Origin of the sequence: Streptomyces rishiriensis, assembly GCF_003112535.1 — a bacterium.
Lineage (GTDB): Bacteria > Actinomycetota > Actinomycetes > Streptomycetales > Streptomycetaceae > Streptomyces > Streptomyces rishiriensis.
The window spans coordinates 135,514-154,135 of the sequence record NZ_BEWA01000021.1 but is presented as its reverse complement, the minus strand read 5'-3'; the positions used below and the strand labels follow the sequence as shown (position 1 = coordinate 154,135).

The window sequence follows — 18,622 nt, the reverse complement described above, 5'->3', positions numbered from 1 at the left end:
GCACTCCGCGGTGCGGGCGGTGTTCGTCCGAGGGCCGGACGTGGCCGGCCCGCGGCGCCCCGCGCCCCTGACAGTCCCTTCGGGACCCGGGCGCGCGGGGTGACGCCACCCCTCGGCGGAGTCGCTCGAAGGTTCCGCGTACGTGGCCCCGTCACCTGACGACGGGGCCCAGGCCGGGCGGCCCCCACCCGCACAGGGGGCCGCCCGGCAGTCGCACGTCCCGCACCGGACCCTGCGCACCGCCCCTGCGTCCGGCACCCGCACGACCCGCACCTCCCCCCGCACCGATCCCTCCCCTCCCCATGGCGTTTCGCGAGGAAGGACCCCACCGTGCGAAGAACCCGCATCCTCACGGCCGTACTGGCGCTCGCCGCCGGTCTGATCGCGGGCAGCCCGCCCGCGCTCGCGTCGGGCAGCCCCCGGACGGCGCTCGCCGCCGAGTCGTACACCTGGAAGAACGCCCGGATCGACGGCGGCGGCTTTGTGCCGGGCATCGTCTTCAACCGCAAGGAGAAGAACCTCGCCTACGCCCGCACCGACATCGGCGGCGCGTACCGCTGGCAGGAGTCGAGCAAGAGCTGGACTCCGCTGCTGGACTCGGTCGGCTGGACGGACTGGGGGCACACCGGCGTGGTGAGCCTGGCCTCCGACTCCGTCGACCCGAACAAGGTGTACGCGGCGGTCGGCACGTACACCAACAGCTGGGACCCGGGGAACGGCGCCGTGCTGCGCTCCGCCGACCGGGGTGCGAGCTGGCGCAAGACGGATCTGCCCTTCAAGCTGGGCGGCAACATGCCCGGCCGGGGCATGGGCGAGCGGCTCGCGGTCGACCCGAACAAGAACAGCGTGCTGTACCTGGGCGCCCCGAGCGGCAAGGGCCTGTGGCGGTCGGCCGACTCGGGCGTCACCTGGTCGCAGGTGACCGGGTTCCCCAACGTCGGCAACTACCAGCAGGATCCGGCCGACGCGAGCGGGTACGCCTCCGACAACCAGGGCATCGTCTGGGTCACCTTCGACGAGTCCACGGGAACGTCCGGCACCGCGACGAAGACGGTCTACGTCGGCGTGGCGGACAAGGAGAACGCCGTGTACCGCTCGACGGACGCGGGCGCGACCTGGACCCGGCTGGCCGGACAGCCCACGGGGTACCTGGCGCACAAGGGCGTGCTGGACGCCGTCAACGGCTATCTGTACATCGCCTACAGCGACAAGGGCGGCCCCTACGACGGCGGCAAGGGCCGGCTGTGGCGGTACGCGACGGCCACCGGGACGTGGACGGACATCAGTCCGGTGGCGGAGGCCGACGCGTACTACGGCTTCAGCGGTCTGACGATCGACCGCCAGAAGCCCGGCACCGTCATGGCGACCGCCTACAGTTCCTGGTGGCCGGACACGCAGATCTTCCGCTCGACGGACAGCGGCGGCACCTGGACGAAGGCGTGGGACTACACCTCGTATCCCACCCGTGCGAACCGGTACACGATGGACGTCTCGTCCTCGCCGTGGCTGACCTGGGGAGCGAACCCGTCGCCGCCGGAGCAGGCGCCCAAACTCGGCTGGATGACCGAGGCGTTGGAGATCGACCCGTTCAACTCCAGCCGCATGATGTACGGCACGGGCGCGACGATCTACGGCACGGAGAACCTCGCCCAGTGGGACAGCGGCGGCCGGTTCACCCTCAAGCCGATGGTGCAGGGGCTGGAGGAGACGGCCGTCAACGACCTGGCCTCTCCCCCGGCCGGCGCCCCGCTGCTCAGCGCCCTCGGCGACGTCGGCGGCTTCCGCCACACCGACCTGACGAAGACGCCGCCGATGATGTTCACCTCCCCGAACTTCACGACGACGACGAGCCTGGACTTCGCCGAGAAGAACCCGGGCACGGTGGTGCGGGTCGGCAACCTCGACTCGGGTCCGCATGTGGCGTTCTCCACGGACAACGGCGCCAACTGGTTCGCGGGCACGGACCCCTCGGGCGTCAGCGGCGGCGGGACGGTGGCAGCGGCGGCGGACGGCAGCCGGTTCGTGTGGAGCCCGGCGGGCGCGGCGGTGCAGTACACCACCGGTTTCGGCACCTCGTGGCAGGCCGCGAGCGGGATCCCCGCCGACGCGATCGTCGAGTCGGACCGGGTCGACCCCAAGGTCTTCTACGGCTTCAAGTCGGGCAGGTTCTACGTCAGTTCGGACGGCGGCGCCACCTTCACCGCGTCCGCGGCGACCGGGCTGCCGAGCGGGGACAGCGTGCGCTTCAAGGCGCTGCCCGGCGTCCGGGGCGACGTCTGGCTGGCAGGCGGGGCGAGCGACGGCGCGTACGGGCTGTGGCACTCGACCGACGCCGGCGCGACCTTCGCCAAGCTGTCCAACGTCGAGCAGGCGGACACGATCGGCTTCGGCAAGGCGGCGACAGGGGCGTCGTACCAGACCCTGTTCACCAGCGCGAAGATCGCCGGCGTCCGTGGCATCTTCCGCTCGACGGACAAGGGAGCGACCTGGACCCGCATCAACGACGACGCCCATCAGTGGGGTTGGACGGGCGGGGCCATCACCGGCGACCCCCGGGTCTACGGACGGGTGTACGTGTCGACGAACGGCCGGGGCGTCGTCTACGGGGACGCCTCCGACACCGGCGGCGGGGACGGTGGAGGCGGCGGGGGCACGGACCCCACGCCGCCCACCCCGACGGGGGCCTGCGCGGTGACGTACACGATCACCAATCAGTGGTCGGGCGGCTTCCAGGCGGACGTCAAGCTGGCCAACACCGGCACGACCGCGTGGTCCGGCTGGAGCCTCAGCTGGACGTTCGCCGACGGGCAGACGGTCTCCCAGCTCTGGAACGCGGACCACACCCAGTCGGGCCCGACGGTGACGGCGAAGAACATCGGCTGGAACGGCAACGTGGCAGCCGGTTCGTCGGTCGCCTTCGGCTTCACCGGGAACTGGTCGGGATCGAACACGAAACCGAGCGTGTTCAAGCTCGGTGAGCAGAGCTGCACGGTGAACTGAACCCGGCCCGGGGCGGCCCGGACGATCGCGTCCGGCATCACGGCCCGCGCTCACGGGCACGCCCCGGGCCGCCCCGGGCCCTGAAACCGATCCACCACACCCAGCGCGCCCACCGCGCCTCCCACCGCACCCACCGTTGGACTGCGGGAACGACTGAGGGGACGACTGAGGGGACGGACGTCCGCCGCCCCCTCAGTCGTCCCCGGCCGCGGGCGAGCCGCCGTATCTCGCGGCCAGCTCGGTCACCGTCCTCGCGATCCGCGCACGCAGCTCGGCCGGCCGGAGCACCTCGACGTCCGAGCCGAGGCGCAGGAACTCGGCGTGAGCGTGCTCGACGGACTCGATCGCCACCGTGACCGTCGTCCAGCCGTCCGGCGCCGGCGACCCGTCGTGCCTCGTCGCCCGGGCGAGCGTCACGCCCGGTGCGAGCCGCACCACCGCCTCCGCCTTGTCCCGGTACAGCCGCTCGTGGAATCCGCGTTGGTACTCCGCCCAGTGGGCGGGCAGATCGAAGCCGGCCGGCCGGGTGAACTCCTCTTCCAGCGAGGTGAGTTCCAGGATCTGGTCGACGCGGAAGGTGCGCGGTCCCGGGCCGGCCACGACGTACCAGCGGCCCGCCTTGAGAACCAGTCCGTAGGGTTCGAGCCGGCGTTCGACGTCGGTGGGCTCCTGCCACCGTCGGTAGACGACGTTCAGGACCCTGTTGTTCCACACCGCGTCGGCGACCGCCGTCAGATACGGCGCCCGGTGCGCGTCCGCCTCCGTGTACCAGCCGGGCGCGTCCAGGTGGAAGCGGCCGCTGATCCGGTCGGCGTGCGCCCGCAGCTCGGGCGGGAGCGCGGCACGGACCTTGAGCTGTGCGGCGGCCAGGACCGATCCGAGGCCGAGCTGGGCGGCGGCGCCGGGAGCACCGGCCAGGAAGAGGGCCTCGGCCTCGTCAGCGTTCAGTCCCGTCAGACGGGTCCGGTATCCGGCGAGGAGGCGGTAGCCGCCCGCGTGGCCCGCGTCGCCGTACAGCGGGACGCCCGCCGCGCCCAGCGCCTCGACGTCCCGGTACACCGTGCGCACCGACACCTCCAGCTCCTCCGCGAGCTGCGCGGCGGTCATCCGCCCCCGGGTCTGGAGCAGCAACAGGATCGAGACGAGACGGCTGGACTTCACTGACACATGGTGTCAGTGAAGCGGTCCTAGCGTCCTGCCCATGACCTTCTCCACCCCTTCAGGCCCGCTCTTCGCCTCCTCGGCGCGCTCGGCCTCCGCAGCTCCCTCTGCGCCCTCTGCGCCCTCTGCGCCCCCGGACCCTGCCGCGCCCGTCGCGCCCTTCGCCGAGAAACAGCTGACCGTGCTGCCCCCGATGGAGGCAGCGGGGCGGTGGATCAAGCGGTACCACGTCACGGCCGACCCGGCGGGCATCGCGCCCGAGGTCGAGAGGGCGGCCTACGCGATCCTCCCCGAACTGCTGCCCGAGCCGGACGGGACGCCGCCTGCCACGTTCGTCGTCCTGCACCGGGGCGGCGACGACGGCGCCTACCTCAACGCGTACAGCTGGGTGTGGGACAACGTCCTGCACTTCGGGGGCGCCGCAGCGGGCCAGCCGGTGCTGGGCTGCCCGGACCGCGACCCCACCCACTTCGTGACGGCCGACCGGCCCTGGATCGGCTGTGTCTGGGAACTGCCGCCGATCCTGCACGAACGGGACGCGTGGGTACGGCACATGCTCGACCGCCACGCGTCCGAAGGCCCGGACCTCGACGCCTACCTGGCCGACTCACTGACCGACCGGACGACGGGGGGCCGTTCATGAGCGGCCCGCACGACTTCGACTTCCTCCACGGCGAGTGGGACGTCCGCCACCGTCGGCGCACCGACTTCCTCGACCCCGGCAGCGCGTGGGAGGAGTTCGGGTCCACGGCCGGCTGCCGGCCGCTGTTCGACGGGGCCGCGAACATCGACGAGATCGACATGCCGCACCTCGGGGCGAAGGGACTGACCCTGCGGCTCTTCGACCCGGAGACCCGCCAGTGGTCGCTGAACTGGTCGTCCAGCCGCAGCGGCCGCCTCTTCCCCCCGGTGATCGGCGGCTTCGCGGGATGCGAGGGAGTCGAGGAGCCCGGTCGCCGCGACGGCTCGGGGGAGGCTCGTCGCGCCCGTGGAGAGTTCTACGGCGACGACGTCCACGACGGCGTCGCCGTGCGGGCCCGCTTCATCTGGTCGGTCGCCCCGGACGGTTCCGCCCGCTGGGAGCAGGCCTTCTCCTCGGACGGCGGCCGGACCTGGCTGACCAACTGGGTCATGGACTTCGCCCGCCCCGGCGTCACCCGTCCCGTTGCGTATCCGCTTGCACAGGGGGTTGCTCCTCCCCGGAGCGCATGTCCGGAAACACCCCAGGAAGCGGTTTCCGAAACGCCCTGAGAGTGAACACCGGGTCCGGGCGGGGCCGGTCCTGGTCGGGCAGGGCCGCGAGGCGGGCGGCGAAGCCGTCGGCGAGCGGGTGCCCGGGCGGCAGGGTGACGAACCAGCCGCGTCGCAGGTCGGCGATGGCCCGGCGCGGGCTGCGGCCCTGGCCCCGGCCGGGGAAGCGGGCCTCCCCGGCCGGGACCAGACCGCATCCGAGGGCGTACGACTCCACGACCTCGGCGGTGTCGGAGGCCGGCCGCGGCGGACGTGCGGCCAGAACGACATCGATGTCGCTGCCCACGTTGTGCGAGGCGCCCTTGTCGACCGTGGTGACATAGACGCCGCCGGGCCGCAGCACCCGCGCGCACTCGGCGACGATCCGCCGCGCGTCCGCACGATCCTCGACGAGATGGAGCAGCCACACGCTGCTCACGGCGTCGAAGGTCCCCTCCCGGAAGGGGAGCCTGCGACCGTCGGCGAGAACGACGGCGCCGGGCATCCGGGCGGCCGCGTGCCCGGCCATGGCAGGGGCCCGGTCCACGCCCGTCACGCGGAGCCCCGCCCGGCCGGACGCGAGCCGCCGGGTCACGATGCCCGTGCCGCAGGCGACGTCCAGCAGACGGCGCGCCCGCTCCGGCACAAGGCTCAGGACGCCCTCCGCGGCAGCGGCCGCCCGGGGTTCCCCGCCGCGCGAGACGTCGTACCGTTCGGCTTCCTTGTCGTAGTCCAGCACGCGCGTTCCCCGTCCCGTCGCCGCCGCCCGCCCCTGCTCCCCGCCCGCCCTGCCCCGCGCTTCGTGCCTCTTGCTGCCTGTTTCTTGACCTGTGCTGTTTCTTGCTGTTTCTTGCCGCTTCTCTCCTGTGCGCGCCGGATGGGTCAGCGGGCCCCGTGTGCGGGGGCCGCTTCCTCCACCCGGCGGGCCAGTTCGACGTCGAGGCGGGTGACGGCGCCTCCCGCGCTGTGGGTGTGCACGGCGAGGGTCACCGTGTGGTATCCGAGGGTGAGCTCGGAGTGGTGATCGAGCTCCTGCTGGATCTGTGCCACATGGACGACCAGGGCCGTCGCGGCGAAGTGGGAGTCCAGCCGGTACGAGCGGGTGAGACGGCCGCCGTCCAGGGTCCAGCCGGGCAGCTCGGACAGGCGTTCCTCGATCTCCTTGCGCGACAGCGGTTCGACGGGCATGCCCCGGCTCCCTTCCTGGGTGTCGCGTACCTGTCCAGCGTGCCACAGGAACGCCGCCCCGGCCCTGGTCAGAGGTACGTCGGTGGGCGGCAGGCGACGTGCCCGGCAGGAGAGCGGCTTCAGCCGCGTACATCCGTGTGCTCCTCAACTACGGTCTTGAGCATGACCACTGCCGCGACCGGTACGAACGCCGTCCCCGCCGTTCCCGTCCTCCCCGCCGACCGTGGTGTCGGCCCGCTGCTGCGGGCCTGGCGGGAGCGTCGGCGGATGAGTCAGCTGGAGCTGGCGCTGAGCGCCGACTCCTCTGCCCGGCACATCAGTTTCGTGGAGACGGGCCGCTCCCGGCCCAGCGAGGAGATGGTGCTGCGGCTCGCCGAGCGCCTGGACGTGCCCGTGCGGGAGCGCAACGCGCTGCTCCTGGCCGCCGGTTACGCCCCGCGCTATCCGCAGACCCCGCTGGACGCCCCCGCGCTGGACACGCTGCGCACCGGCCTGGAGCGGCTGATCCGGGGCTACGAGCCGTATCCGGCGCTGGTCATGGACGCGCGGTACGACGTGGTCGCGGCCAACCGGGGCATCACGATGCTGCTGGACGGCGTGCCGGAGTCCCTGCTCGCGCCGCCGCTCAACGCGATGCGCCTCACCCTGCACCCTCAGGGCCTCGCGCCGCGCATCCGCAACCTGCCCGAGTGGCGCGGCCACCTGCTCGCGCAGATGGAGCGCCAGATCGCGCTGTACCGCTCGGCGCCGCTGCGGGAGCTGTACGACGAGGTCGCCGCCTACCCCGTTCCCGACAGCCCCTGCCCGCCTTCGGCCGAGCCGGCCGAGGACGTTCCGTACTTCGCGCTGCCGATGCGGATCGAGCACGAGGGGCGGGTCCTCTCCTTCATCTCGTCCGTGTCCACCTTCAACACCCCCATGGACGTGACGGTCGCCGAGCTCGCCATCGAGACGTTCCTCCCGGCCGATCCGGCCACGGTGAAGTACCTCCATATGACGACCAGTTGATGCATAGTCATGCGATGGACGCGAGGAATGTTCGACTCCGTTCCCGTGAGCTCGAGGCCCGGAACGTGACACACTGGCCGGTGTGCCCGAACGCGTAGGGGAGACGTGGCGTGAGTGAACGGCGGCCCGCGCCCACGGTGGGCCAGGTGGTGCTCGGCAGACGACTGCAGGAGCTGCGCGAGGCGGCCGGCCTCAGCCGCGAGGAGGCGGCCCGGGCCCTGCGGGTGGCCCCGGCGACGGTACGCCGCATGGAGACGGCCGACGTCTCGCTGAAGGTCCCCTACGTGCAGGTGCTGCTGGAGACGTACGGCGTCCCCGAGGCCGAGGCCGAGACGTTCGTCGCGCTCACCGAGGACGCGAACCGGCCCGGCTGGTGGCAGCGCTATCACGACGTGCTGCCCGAGTGGTTCAGCCTCTATGTCAGCCTGGAGGGCGCGGCCCGGCTGATCCGCTCGTACGAACCGCACTTCGTGCCGGGGCTGCTGCAGACGGAGGACTACGCGCGGGCCGTCCTGGAGGCGGGCACCGTCGGGCGGACCACCCCGCAGGCGCTCGAGCGGCACGTGTCGCTGCGCATGGCGCGCCAGCGACTGCTGGAGAGCGAGGACCCGCCCCACCTGTGGGTGGTGATGGACGAGACGGTGCTGCGCCGCCCGGTGACCGCGGACGCCGCCGTGATGTCCGAACAGCTCGACAAAATGCTGGAGTTCGCCGAGCGCGACCGGATCACCCTGCAGATCTCCGAGTTCGCGGCCGGTCCGCATCCGGGGACGTCCGCGCCGTTCTCGCTGTTCCGTTTCGCCGAGCCCGAGCTGCCCGACATGGTCGTCACCGAGTATCTGACCGGCGCCCTGTATCTCGACGACCGCAAGGAGGTCTCCGCACATCTGGAGGTCCTCGACCACATGACGACGCACGCCGCGTCGGCGCCGCACACCAAGCAGATCCTGCGCGACGCCCGCGCCGGCCTGTGACCGCGGCCCGCGGCCCGAGCCGCTCCCCCTTAGGCCCTTCCCAGGAGCAGACCAGGATGACCGGAACCGAGCCGGACCGCTTTACCGCCCGCGTCGACACCACCAGGCCGCATCCGGCGCGCGTCTACGACTGGTGGCTGGGCGGCAAGGACAACTACCCCGTGGACGAGGAGCTGGCCCGGCGGATCCTCGCCGTGGACGACACGGTGCTGCGCGGGGCACGGGCCAACAGGCGGTTCATGCAGCGGGCCGTGCGGGCGGCCGCCGAGGCCGGCATACGCCAGTTCCTGGACGTCGGCACCGGCATCCCCACCGAGCCCAACGTGCACCAGGTGGCGCAGGGCGTGGCCCCCGAGGCGAGGGTCGTCTACGCGGACAACGACCCGATCGTGCTGCGGCACGCGGAGGCGCTGCTGCACGGTTCGGCCGAGGGCTCCACCCACTACGTGCACGCCGACGTGCGCGACCGCGCCGCGCTGCTGGACCGGGCCGCCGACTCCCTGGACTTCGGGCAGCCGGTCGCGCTGTCGCTGGTGGCGCTGACGCACTATCTGGGCACGGACCCGGAGGGCGACGACGTGTACGGCCTGCTGAAGGACTGCACGGCCGCGCTCGCCCCGGGCAGTTGGCTGATCCTCTCCCAGGTGACCGCCGATCTGAACCCGGAGGCCGTCGGCAAGGCGGCCGAGAACTTCCGGCGCAGCGGCACCCCCTTCCACCCCCGGACCCTCTCCGAGTTCGCCCGCTTCTTCGACGGCCTGGAACTGCTCGGCCCGGGCGTGATCCCGGTCTCCGGCTGGCGGCCGGACCCCGAGGACGTGGCGGCCCAGGCCGAGGGGATCGTGCCGGTGTACGCCGGGGTCGCCCGCAAACCCTGACCGGGGCCGGGGAGAACCGGCGGGGTGGGTGAAGGCCTCACGCGGCCCGGCCGTCGCCCGGCCCGCTCCGGTACCATCGGCGACCGCGAGTCAACGAGTCTTCACGGTCGGTGCTGCGGGGGAAGCGAGCATGGTCAAGAAGTACGTCGTGTCGCCGCACGGGGGTCGCGGCGCCCATCCCGACATCGGGTCCGCGCTGCGCGCCGCCGCCGCGCGGGGCCGGGCAGCGCGCGTGGAGATCTCCCCCGGCCACTACGAGGAGCGGCTCGCCGTCCGCGGCGAGGTCGAGCTCGTCGCGCTCGGCGAGCCGGACTCCGTGGTGGTGAGCCGGCCCCGGGGCACCGTGCTCGACACCCTCGGGGCGGTCGTGGTCCGCGGGCTCGTGCTGGTCGGACGGGACGCCGACGCCGGCGTCGTCGACTGCCAGGCGGGCGCCCTCGTGCTGGACCGGGTGGAGGTACGGGCGCACGACGGGGTGTGCGTGCATGTGCGACCGCACGCGGCGGCCACGTTGACGGACAGTCGGTTCCGGTTCGGCCGGGTCGTGTTCGCCGGTTCCGCCGGGCATGTCGAACGGTGCCGGTTCGCCGACTCCGCCGACAACGCGCTCGCGGTGATCGAGAACGCCCGGGTCACGGTGCGGGCCAGTCGCGTCGACGGCGCCCGCATCCACGGCGTGCGGGTCAGCGACGCGTGGGCGCATCTCGCCGGGTGCGAGGTCACCGGGACGGAGAAGGCGGCCGTCATGGCGGACACCCGGGCCGAGCTGATCGTGGAGGACTGCCGGGTCGACGCCGTGCACATGGCGGCGTTCGCGTTCGTCGAGCAGTCCCGCGGCTCGGTCCGCGGCGCCCGCGTCACCGACGCCGAGAACGGGATCCTGGTGGCGAGCGGCGCCGACCCCTCGGTGCACGGCTGTGTGTTCGCCGACTGCCGGGACACCGGTGTCCACGTCCAGGACGCGGGCCGGGGCACGTTCGAGGACTGCGAGATCCTCGGCGCGGGGAACATCGGGGTGCTGTCCACCCGCGACGGCGCTCCCCGGGTGGCCGACTGCCGCGTCACGGGCGGCAACGTCGGCATCGCGGTCACCGACAAGGCCCGGGGCCGCTTCACCCGCACCGTCGTCCGGGACCTGACCGGCGTCGCACTGCGGGTCTGGGACGAGAGCAAGGCCGTCTTCGAGCAGATCCGCGTCGAGCGCTGTCCGTTCGGCCTGGAGACCCGCGGCAACGGCGGCACCACGGCCGAGCTCACCGACACCACGATCCACGACTTCGACATGGCGGCCGTGGCCGCCGTCGGCCAGTCCCGGGCCACGCTGAAGGGGGTCTGCGCGGAGCGGGGGCTGCTGGGCTTCAGCGCCGGCGAGGAGGCGCAGCTGCATGTGCACGACTGCGACGTCTCGGCGGTGACCACCGGCGGGGTGCTCGCGCACGGCACGGCACGGCTCGTCGTCGCGAACCTCCGTGTCACCGACGCCCAGTCGTTCGGCGTGTGCGTGACGGGCTCGGCGTATCTGGACGTCGCGCACAGCCGCTTCGCCGACTGCGCGGCCACCGGCATGCGCTTCGACGGCTCGGGCGGCGGCCGGCTGGTGGAGTGCGCGGTGACCGGCACGGGGGTCACGGCCGTCCAGCACAACGGCCGCGTCGACCTGAGCACGCTGCGCACGACCCTGCCGGTCGTGCGGATCGCCGAACCCGCCGCCGCACCGGCGTCCGTCGTCAACAACTACTACGGGCCCGTCTTCCACCACGCGGTCCACCACGCGCAACTGGCCTGGAACAACAGCACCGTCGTCCAGCAGCAGCCCCACCACAGCGATGAGGACGGAGTGGGCCCATGAGCGACCCGCAGCACGTGAACAACTATGACGGGCCGGTGTTCAACGACGCCGTGTCGAGCTCCCAGTTCGCCTGGAACAACGAGACGGTCACCCAGAACCAGCAGCTCAACGGCCCTGTCGCGCCGGGGTACGAGGCGCTCGCGACGCTGGTGGGCGAGCTGCTGCGGCAGCTTCCCGCAGCCGGCCTCGCCGACCGGGAACGTGAGGACGCCGTGGTCGCCGCCCAGGACGTGCTGACGGAGATCACCGGACCGCGGGATCCCGAGCCGGGCCGGCTGCGCCGCGCCCTCAACGGACTCAGGGGCGCCCTGGCCCCGGTGGCGACCGGGATCGCGGCGGGAACGGCGGTGGGGGCGCAGGAATGGGCCCAGGAGGCGATCAGGAGCCTCAGCGGCCTGGTACGACCCCTGCTCCCCTGATCCCCCTGACCTTCTGCTCCCCTGACCTTCTGCTCCCCTGACCTTCTGCTCCCCTGGCCTTCTGCTCCCCTGATCCGGCCGCGGGCCGTCTCCGCTCGGCTTCGGCGGATGCGGCCCGGGGCCGGGGACTCAGGGGCGGGCGGCGGGTCCGCTCAGGCGAGCTTGGCCGAGAGGGTGATCGGGACGGCCTTGAGGGCCTGGCTGACCGGGCAGTTGACCTTGGCCTGCTCGGCGGCGGCGAGGAACGCCTCCTCGTCGAGGCCGGGGACCGTGCCCTCGACGGTCAGGTGGATGCCCGTGATGCCCTCGCCCGGCTGGAAGGTGACGTCGGCCGAGGTGGTCAGCTTGGCCGGCGGCGTGCCCGCGCCGGCGAGGGCGTGCGAGAAGGCCATGGAGAAGCAGCTGGAGTGGGCGGCCGCGATCAGCTCCTCGGGGCTGGTCTTGCCGTTCGCCTCCTGCGTGCGGGCGGCCCACGTCACGGGCTGCTGGTCGATGGCGCCCGAGGAGTCGAAGGTCACGACCCCGTTGCCCTCGATCAGGTTGCCTTCCCAGACGGTGTGTGCGGAGCGCGTGGTGGCCACGGTTCTTCCTTTCGCGTGGGTTTCCCGTCGGGGGACGGGTTTTCCGTCCCCCCATCCGATCACACTCTCGCTCACTGCACCCGGAACACCGGACCCCGAGCCGTGAACGGCAGCCGTCGGCCCTGCGGGACAAGGTAGGCGTGCTCACGCCGGATCCGCAGGACGTCGCACCAGCCGTCGGTGATGACCAGGAGCGGCGCGCCGGGCGGGAAGTCGTCGGCGCGGTGCAGCAGGTCGATCCCGGGCTGCAGGACCGTGCCGCCGCGCCCGTGCACGCGGACCCTGCCGGCGATGTCGGCGACCGGCAGATAGCCCGCGTCGTGCGGGGCCGCGTCGCAGAACACGACCCGGGCCGCCGGCACGTCGCGGGCCTGCGCGTAGGAGGCGATGGCGCCGAGCGCCTTGCCCAGGAGGGTGCGGTCCATGGAGCCGGAGGTGTCCAGGACGACGCCGAAGGTGCAGCGGGCGATCTCCTCGGGCGGGAACCAGCGGCCGGCGCGCGGGATGCCGGGGGTGGACGCCTGGCGGCGCGCGGGACGGGCGTACGTGCGCAGCGGCTCGGGGCGGGGCACGAACTCGTCGAACCAGCGGGCCAGTTGTGCGTCCCAGGGCAGCGGAGGGTGGCTGAGCGCGCGGATCTCCTCCACCAATCCCCCGGGCAGGAAGCCGCGTTCCTGCCGCTGGTGCAGGTCGAGCCCCTGGGCGAGGCCCCGGCGGTAGAAGCCGTCGAGGTCGACGTGGTCGCAGGGCGGGCCGAGCGGCGCGCCGAGGACGTCGCCGAGGCCCTTGCCGCGCAGGGTGGCCAGGCGTCGCATCCGGCGCAGGTCCACGGCGATGCGGTCGTAGACCTCCTCGGCGGACAGACCGGCCAGCTGGGCGTCGTACAGCAGCCCTTCGGGCATGACGCCGACCTGCATCTCGCGCAGCCAGCCGTTGATGACGTCTCGCAGGCGACGTTGAAGAGGTAGGGGTCGCGGGCGCCGCAGCGGTCGCCGTGGCGCAGGGCGGCGTGCAGCATCTCGTGGGCCAGGACGAACCGCCACTCCTCGTCGTCGAAGGTGCGCAGCGGATTGACGTAGATCTCGCCCGCCTCCGCGTTCACGGCGGCGATCTGGATGCCGTGCGCGCGGGCGAGTTCGGCGTCGGCGACGAGCGTGACGCCGGCCGCGAGGGCGCCGAGCAGCGGGTAGGAGGAGACGAACCAGCTCAGGGCCCGCTCCCAGGGACGCCGGGCGGGCGCCGCGCCGTCCAGGGAGTCGCGCCGGCCGCCCGCCATGTCCATCGCGGCGGACACGGTGCGGGTCAGGGCGGCGGCGAACGCCGGCTGCCAGTCGGGCGTCCGCCCGGCGTACCGGCCCCACGGAACGAACACCTGGTCGGCTTCCCTGCCTGCGGTGCCGCAGTGCTCGTAGGCGGGCGGGAGTCCGGTGCGCCGCCAGCGGGCGGCGAGCTGCTCCTCGTCGCCGCCGGGGTACGTCGGCGGAAGGTCGTCGGGGGCGGCGCCGACGCGGAAGGTCAGCAGAAACCGGTTGACGACCGTGCAGCGCGCGGCGCGTTCGTACCGGTCCGGCTGGTCGCGCCGGTCCGTGGAGGCGGGGAGGTGTCCGAAGCCGAGGTGGAGGGCGGCGTGCGCGAGCGACCAGGCCCAGCGGGCGGGTTCGACGACGCGGGTGGGGTGCGCGTGCAGGGTGGATCAGGTCCTCGGGCGCGAGCTGCGTGCCGAGCAGGCTCACGCTCCCCCACTGCCCTCAAAGGCGTGGGGGGACCCCCACCAGACCCAGGGACTGTGCGAACTCCCGTACCAGGGAGGACTTTCCGATGCCGGGGGCGCCCCAGAGGAACACCGGTCGCACGGTGGCGAGCCCGAGCAGGAGTTCGGGGACACGGGAGGGCGTGACGGCGACGGCAGCCTGCAAAGCAGGACTCCTCGGGGAGAAGGCGAAGGGTGCGCGAGTGCGCGGGACGGGCGGAGGGATCCGCACCGACAGTGTGGTCCCGTGGTGCTCCCGGCGCAGCCGAATTTCAGGCGACGTGCTCCTCCGGAGCCGTCTCCGGCACCGGCCCGGGACCCGTCGCCAGCGGCACCTCGGGGCCATCGGACTCGCGCAGCCAGCGCCGCAGGACCCGGTGGACGTGCTCCGCTCCGACCGGCTCCGCGTCGTCCTCGCCGGGCGCGGACAGGGCGAGCGGGGACAGCAGGAACGGCCGGGCCTGGGCGCCGCCGAGGCCGCCGTGGGAGCCGATCTGCTCCTCGAAGGCGAGGACCTCGCCGTCGTCCGGGTCGTGGAAGGAGTTGACCATGATGTCGGCGGTGTGCGGGAAGGAGTGGGTGCGGCGCACGGCGTCGGCCGCGCCCGGCCCGAACACGGCCAGCGGGCCCCGGTCGTCGTCGAGCCGGTCCAGGGGGATCTCCGCGCCGTACGCACCGAGGACGACCCCGCCGTGCTGCTCGCTGCGCACGAGGAGGAATCCGACGCCGGGGTGGTTGGCGAGCGTGGACAGCAACGCGGGATGACGGGCGTCGATCTCCTCCTTGCTCATCCGGTGCGGCACGTCCGGGAACGAGACGAGGCCGAGGTTGCCCGAGGCGAGCACGACCGGCTCCGAGCCGCGGCCGGCCGGGCGGTGGTGTGCGCCGCCCTCCTCGACGGGCCGGCGCAGCGCCGCGCGGACGGCCGCCCGGGCCTCCGCGCCGCTGTGGGTGCGCTCGGCCCTGCGCGGCACGGGCAGCCCGCAGCCGGCCCGGACCAGGTCGCCGAGGCTGAGGCCGTAGCGGGCGCGGAACGTTTCGCCCGGGCTCTGGCCGTGGTCGGACAGCACGACGATCCGGTAGGGGCGGGGGGCGTGTTCGGCGACGCTCTCGATCAGCGCGAGCGCCCGGTCGAGCCGCCCCAGCACCTGCTCGGTGTCCGGGCCGAGCGGCCCGGAGTGGTGCGCGACCTCGTCGTAGGCGACCAGGTCGGCGTAGACGGCGGTGCGGCCGGCGAGCAGGTCGCCCGTGACGGCCGCCACCACCACGTCCCGTTCGACGACGGTCGCGAACGCGCGGACGAGGGGGTAGAGGCCGCCGCGTCCCACGCGCGGGCGCTCCTTGCGCAGGCGGGCCCGGGTGGACTGGGCGATCTCGCGGACCACCTCGGCGACGAACGAGAGCGCGGTGCGCACCGCGTTGGCCGGGTCGGAGAAGTACGCGAAGTAGCCGGCCCGCGACCGGGTCTCCCGGCTGCGCCGGCGTGCGGCGATGGACAGCACGAGCGCCTGCTCGTCGGCGCCCCCGCCGAAGAGGTTGCCGCGGCTCGCGCCGTCGGCGGACAGCAGCCCGCCGTCACCGGTGCGTTCGACCGCCCGGCGCTGGAGTTCGGCGGCGCTGGTGGGGCGGTTGCAGACCATCACCTCCCCGCTGTCCTTCTCGTACCAGCGGAAGGCGGGCACATCGTGGTTGCTGCCGTGCAGGATGCCCAGCTGGCTCGCGCCGGTCTGGCTGGACCAGTCGGTGCGCCAGCGGGTGAGGCGGTGCGTGGCGCCGCCGTCCGCGGCCGGGGCGCCCTGTCCGGGCCCGCGGCCCAGCCACCTGGCGACGGTCGGCATCAGCCCCTTGCGCACGGCCGCCTCCAGCACGTCGTGGCCGACGCCGTCGAGCTGGAGGAAGACGGTGCCGGGCGTGACGGGACAGGCGGGGCCGCCTCTTCGGCGGCGGTCGGCCAGCCGGTACAGACGGCGGCGGTAGGCGTCGTCGTCGCGGACGGCCAGGGCGCCGCCGGTCGCGGAGGCCACGGCGGACATCACGGCGGCGACGATGACGGCGGTCTCGGGCGCCGCCTCGCTCTGCCCCGAGGGATTCAGTCGCAAGGCGAGCAGCAGCAGCGAGCCGTTGAGGAAGAACACCAGCATGCCGAGGACCAGCGCCGGCACCAGCAGCAGCAGGCGCACGAGCAGCGGCCAGACCAGGGCCGACAGCACGCCGAACACCCCGGCGCCGACGGCCGCGGTCACGGCGATGGTGGTGGAGCTGTCGCCGTCGGCGGACTGCAGCCGGAAGTCCGGCAGTATCCCGGCCAGCACCAGCATCGTCAGCGTGGACACACCCCACACCGCGATACTGCGCCCGGCCTGGCTGAAGGCCCGCCGCCACCGCACCCCACGCACGCCCCGTACACCTCACGTTCCGGCCCCGACACCCGTGGGGCCGCCTTCCACCTTGTCATACCGCCGTCCCGGGCCCCCGGGCCCCAGGTCCCCGGGACCTCCGTCTAGCGTCCGTCGTAGCCGGCCGTCGGCATCGACAGCCTGCGGTGCACCCGGGCCTTCATCTGCGCGTCGTAGGCGGGCTCGGCGCTGCCGACGGTCTCCACCCGCACCCCGCGCCGCGCGCACTCCGCGGAGAACTCCTCGACGGACGACAGCGCGCTCTCCAGCACCCGGCGGCTCGGCGCGACGAACAGGTCGACCCCGGGCCGGACGCCGTCCCACAGCACACAGTGGTCGGCACGCACCGCGCGCACCACCAGTTCCCGGCCGACGACGTATCCGCGCTCCGCCGCCCACCGCGCGCACATCGCGTGCTGACTGCGGGAGTCCACCAGGAAGGGATCGGCGTCCAGTTCCTCGAGCGGCGTCAGACTCGCGATCGCCGTGACCCGCATGACCCGCGACGGTCCCATGGCGTCCCCCTCACCTCCGGGTTTCGCCGCCGACCCTACTCCTGCCCGTAGGCTTCGTGGGAGTCGCGCGAAGGAGGCAAAGAGGTGCCGGTGGAGATCACGTGGTGGGGTCACGCCACCTGCACGGTCGAGGATTCGGACGTACGTGTGCTCACCGACCCTCTGTTCGCCCGGCGACTCGCGCATCTGCGCCGCCGCCGGGGCGCGCTGCCCCCGCCCCGGGCCTGGCAGGCGGACGTGGCGCTCGTCTCCCACCTGCACGCCGACCATCTGCATCTGCCGTCGCTGGCGCGCCTTGCGCCGGGCACGCGCCTGCTGGTGCCTCAGGGCGCTCCGCGCGCCGTGCCGGGCCTGCGCCGGCTGCGTCACCTGCGGCTGAGCGAGGTGGCGCCGGGTGACGAGACGACCGTCGGCGACCTGCTGGTCCGAGCCGTGTCCGCGCGGCACGACGGGCGGCGGCTGCCGGTCGGCCGGCACCGCTCCCCCGCGCTCGGGTACGTGATCGAGGGCCGGGCCCGGACGTACTTCGCCGGGGACACCGGCCTGTTCGAGGAGATGGCCGAGGAAGTCGGTCCGGTCGACGCGGCGTTGCTGCCGGTGGGCGGCTGGGGGCCCTATCTCGGCGAGGGGCATCTGGACGCGGGGCGCGCGGCCGAGGCCGTGCGCCTGCTGGCCCCGGGCGTCGCCGTCCCGGTGCACTACGGGACGTACTGGCCGATCGGCATGGACGCCGTGCGCCCCCATGAATTCCATGCTCCCGGCGAGGAGTTCGCGCGCCTTGCGGCAAAGCGGGCGCCGGGCGTCGCGGTGCACCGGCTCGGGCACGGGGAGAGCGTGCGTCTGAAGGCCGACCGGTGAGAGCGCTGGCCGCCGCGGCCACCACGGTCATACCGACGCAGGCCACGCAGCAGGCGCTCGGCTACCCGTCCCTGTTCCTGCTGGTGCTGATCGGGGCGCTGGTGCCGGTGGTGCCGACGGGGGCCCTGGTGAGCACGGCGGCCGTGGTCGCGTTCCACGAGAAGGCGCCGTTCTCCCTGGCCCTGGTGTTCGTGACGGCGTCGCTGGCGGCATTCTGCGGCGACGCGGCGCTGTACTGGCTGGGGCGGCGCGGGATGCGGTCGAAGAACGGCTCGCGCTGGCTGGAGGCGATCCGCTCGCGTGCGCCCGAGGAGCGGCTGGCGCAGGCCCAGGAGAAGCTCGCCGACCACAACGTGGCCGTCCTGGTGCTGTCCCGGCTGGTGCCGGCGGGCCGGATACCGGTGATGCTGGCCTGTCTGATGGCGAAGTGGCCGCTGCGCCGCTTCGTGCGGGGCAATCTGCCCGCGTGTCTGGCGTGGGCGGTGACCTACCAGCTGATCGGGATCCTGGGCGGCTCGCTGTTCCCCGAGCCCTGGGAGGGCGTGGTCGCCGCGGTCGCGCTGACCGTGGCGGTCAGCACGGCGCCGAGCCTGTGGCGCCGGCTCAGACGCACCCGGACCGCCTGAGGCCGCGTCGAGCGCCATGACACCGCGTCGGGTGCGGGGCGTCGTGCCGGGTGTGTCGCATCGTGCCGGGTGTACGACGTCGTGCCGGACACGTGCAGTCGCGTCGGACGCATGCAGTCGCGTCGGACGCATGCAGTCGCGTCGGACGCATGCGGTCGTGCCGGGTCAGGGATCGGGGCGGGCCGCCGG

Annotated in this window: 16 protein-coding genes and 2 pseudogenes; 10 read left to right on the top strand and 8 right to left on the bottom strand. The window is 73.4% G+C overall.

Annotated features, from left to right (window positions below; genetic code table 11):
* Positions 1-330: 330 nt before the first annotated feature.
* On the top strand, positions 331-3,000 hold the full coding sequence (locus tag Sri02f_RS32730) for a cellulose binding domain-containing protein (RefSeq protein WP_109004937.1): 2,670 nt from the start codon (positions 331-333) through the stop codon (positions 2,998-3,000).
* Positions 3,001-3,192: 192 nt separating this feature from the next.
* Here the strand turns inward: Sri02f_RS32730 and Sri02f_RS32725 are convergent, their stop codons facing one another.
* The gene (locus Sri02f_RS32725) at positions 3,193-4,161 is read right to left on the bottom strand and encodes a helix-turn-helix transcriptional regulator (RefSeq protein ID WP_109004936.1); all 969 of its coding nucleotides are present in this window, start codon (positions 4,159-4,161) and stop codon (positions 3,193-3,195) included.
* 193 nt (positions 4,162-4,354) lie between these two features.
* Here Sri02f_RS32725 and Sri02f_RS32720 point away from each other — a divergent pair, with 193 nt between their 5' ends.
* Together Sri02f_RS32720 and Sri02f_RS32715 are read left to right on the top strand one after the other, a co-directional pair.
* Positions 4,355-4,804 (top strand): hypothetical protein, encoded by a 450-nt coding sequence (locus tag Sri02f_RS32720; protein WP_109004950.1) that lies wholly within the window; start codon positions 4,355-4,357, stop codon positions 4,802-4,804.
* Positions 4,801-5,412, top strand: a complete 612-nt coding sequence (locus tag Sri02f_RS32715) for a hypothetical protein (RefSeq protein ID WP_245970911.1) — start codon at positions 4,801-4,803, stop codon at positions 5,410-5,412. The genes Sri02f_RS32720 and Sri02f_RS32715 overlap by 4 nt, the downstream gene beginning before the upstream one ends.
* Here the strand turns inward: Sri02f_RS32715 and Sri02f_RS32710 are convergent.
* A complete protein-coding gene (locus Sri02f_RS32710; protein WP_109004935.1) occupies positions 5,315-6,130 on the bottom strand; it encodes a class I SAM-dependent methyltransferase in 816 nt (271 codons plus the stop codon). The genes Sri02f_RS32715 and Sri02f_RS32710 overlap by 98 nt on opposite strands.
* Before the next feature lie 143 nt (positions 6,131-6,273).
* Positions 6,274-6,579 carry a 4a-hydroxytetrahydrobiopterin dehydratase gene (locus tag Sri02f_RS32705; protein WP_109004934.1) on the bottom strand — a complete coding sequence of 102 codons (306 nt, stop codon included), beginning with the start codon at positions 6,577-6,579 and terminating at the stop codon, positions 6,274-6,276.
* A gap of 162 nt (positions 6,580-6,741) precedes the next feature.
* On the opposite strand from Sri02f_RS32705, the gene Sri02f_RS32700 reads away from it, so the two are divergent.
* The 5 genes from Sri02f_RS32700 to Sri02f_RS32680 all read left to right on the top strand — a co-directional run bounded on the left by Sri02f_RS32700 (position 6,742) and on the right by Sri02f_RS32680 (position 11,707).
* Positions 6,742-7,587 carry a helix-turn-helix domain-containing protein gene (locus Sri02f_RS32700; RefSeq protein WP_109004933.1) on the top strand — a complete coding sequence of 282 codons (846 nt, stop codon included), beginning with the start codon at positions 6,742-6,744 and terminating at the stop codon, positions 7,585-7,587.
* Between the two features lie 110 nt (positions 7,588-7,697).
* Entirely contained in the window at positions 7,698-8,561 is an 864-nt protein-coding gene (locus Sri02f_RS32695) for a Sco1979 family transcriptional regulator (RefSeq protein ID WP_109004932.1), read from the top strand.
* Positions 8,562-8,617: 56 nt separating this feature from the next.
* Positions 8,618-9,439 carry an SAM-dependent methyltransferase gene (locus Sri02f_RS32690; protein WP_109004931.1) on the top strand — a complete coding sequence of 274 codons (822 nt, stop codon included), beginning with the start codon at positions 8,618-8,620 and terminating at the stop codon, positions 9,437-9,439.
* A 130-nt stretch (positions 9,440-9,569) separates the two neighbouring features.
* Complete coding sequence (locus Sri02f_RS32685; RefSeq protein ID WP_109004930.1) at positions 9,570-11,288, top strand: right-handed parallel beta-helix repeat-containing protein; 1,719 nt, start codon at positions 9,570-9,572, stop codon at positions 11,286-11,288.
* Positions 11,285-11,707: a hypothetical protein gene (locus tag Sri02f_RS32680; protein WP_109004929.1), complete on the top strand. Its 423-nt coding sequence runs from the start codon at positions 11,285-11,287 to the stop codon at positions 11,705-11,707. Before Sri02f_RS32685 ends, Sri02f_RS32680 begins: the two co-directional genes overlap by 4 nt.
* A 152-nt stretch (positions 11,708-11,859) precedes the next feature.
* On the opposite strand, the gene Sri02f_RS32675 is transcribed toward Sri02f_RS32680, so the two are convergent.
* From Sri02f_RS32675 to Sri02f_RS32660, 5 genes and pseudogenes are all read right to left on the bottom strand, one after another.
* Positions 11,860-12,288 (bottom strand): OsmC family protein, encoded by a 429-nt coding sequence (locus tag Sri02f_RS32675; RefSeq protein ID WP_109004928.1) that lies wholly within the window; start codon positions 12,286-12,288, stop codon positions 11,860-11,862.
* Between the two features lie 71 nt (positions 12,289-12,359).
* Positions 12,360-13,975 (bottom strand): annotated as a pseudogene (locus Sri02f_RS32670) (vWA domain-containing protein); the annotation flags it as partial.
* Positions 13,976-14,060: 85 nt separating this feature from the next.
* Positions 14,061-14,204: pseudogene (locus Sri02f_RS41430) on the bottom strand (MoxR family ATPase); the annotation flags it as partial.
* Between the two features lie 106 nt (positions 14,205-14,310).
* Positions 14,311-16,434 (bottom strand): phage holin family protein, encoded by a 2,124-nt coding sequence (locus tag Sri02f_RS32665; RefSeq protein WP_109004927.1) that lies wholly within the window; start codon positions 16,432-16,434, stop codon positions 14,311-14,313.
* Positions 16,435-16,538: 104 nt separating this feature from the next.
* A complete protein-coding gene (locus tag Sri02f_RS32660) occupies positions 16,539-16,949 on the bottom strand; it encodes a hypothetical protein (RefSeq protein WP_109004926.1) in 411 nt (136 codons plus the stop codon).
* Positions 16,950-17,033: 84 nt separating this feature from the next.
* Here Sri02f_RS32660 and Sri02f_RS32655 point away from each other — a divergent pair, with 84 nt between their 5' ends.
* A complete protein-coding gene (locus Sri02f_RS32655) occupies positions 17,034-17,807 on the top strand; it encodes an MBL fold metallo-hydrolase (RefSeq protein WP_167467667.1) in 774 nt (257 codons plus the stop codon).
* On the top strand, positions 17,804-18,433 hold the full coding sequence (locus tag Sri02f_RS32650; protein ID WP_109004925.1) for a DedA family protein: 630 nt from the start codon (positions 17,804-17,806) through the stop codon (positions 18,431-18,433). Before Sri02f_RS32655 ends, Sri02f_RS32650 begins: the two co-directional genes overlap by 4 nt.
* The last annotated feature ends 189 nt before the right edge of the window (positions 18,434-18,622 follow it).

Coding starts and splice junctions, on each gene's coding strand:
- Sri02f_RS32720 (WP_109004950.1), top strand. CDS start 4,355: ATGGAGGCAGCGGGGCGGTGGATCAAGCGGTACCACGTCACGGCCGAC.
- Sri02f_RS32715 (WP_245970911.1), top strand. CDS start 4,801: ATGAGCGGCCCGCACGACTTCGACTTCCTCCACGGCGAGTGGGACGTC.
- Sri02f_RS32705 (WP_109004934.1), bottom strand. CDS start 6,579: ATGCCCGTCGAACCGCTGTCGCGCAAGGAGATCGAGGAACGCCTGTCC.
- Sri02f_RS32700 (WP_109004933.1), top strand. CDS start 6,742: ATGACCACTGCCGCGACCGGTACGAACGCCGTCCCCGCCGTTCCCGTC.
- Sri02f_RS32690 (WP_109004931.1), top strand. CDS start 8,618: ATGACCGGAACCGAGCCGGACCGCTTTACCGCCCGCGTCGACACCACC.
- Sri02f_RS32685 (WP_109004930.1), top strand. CDS start 9,570: ATGGTCAAGAAGTACGTCGTGTCGCCGCACGGGGGTCGCGGCGCCCAT.
- Sri02f_RS32680 (WP_109004929.1), top strand. CDS start 11,285: ATGAGCGACCCGCAGCACGTGAACAACTATGACGGGCCGGTGTTCAAC.
- Sri02f_RS32660 (WP_109004926.1), bottom strand. CDS start 16,949: ATGGGACCGTCGCGGGTCATGCGGGTCACGGCGATCGCGAGTCTGACG.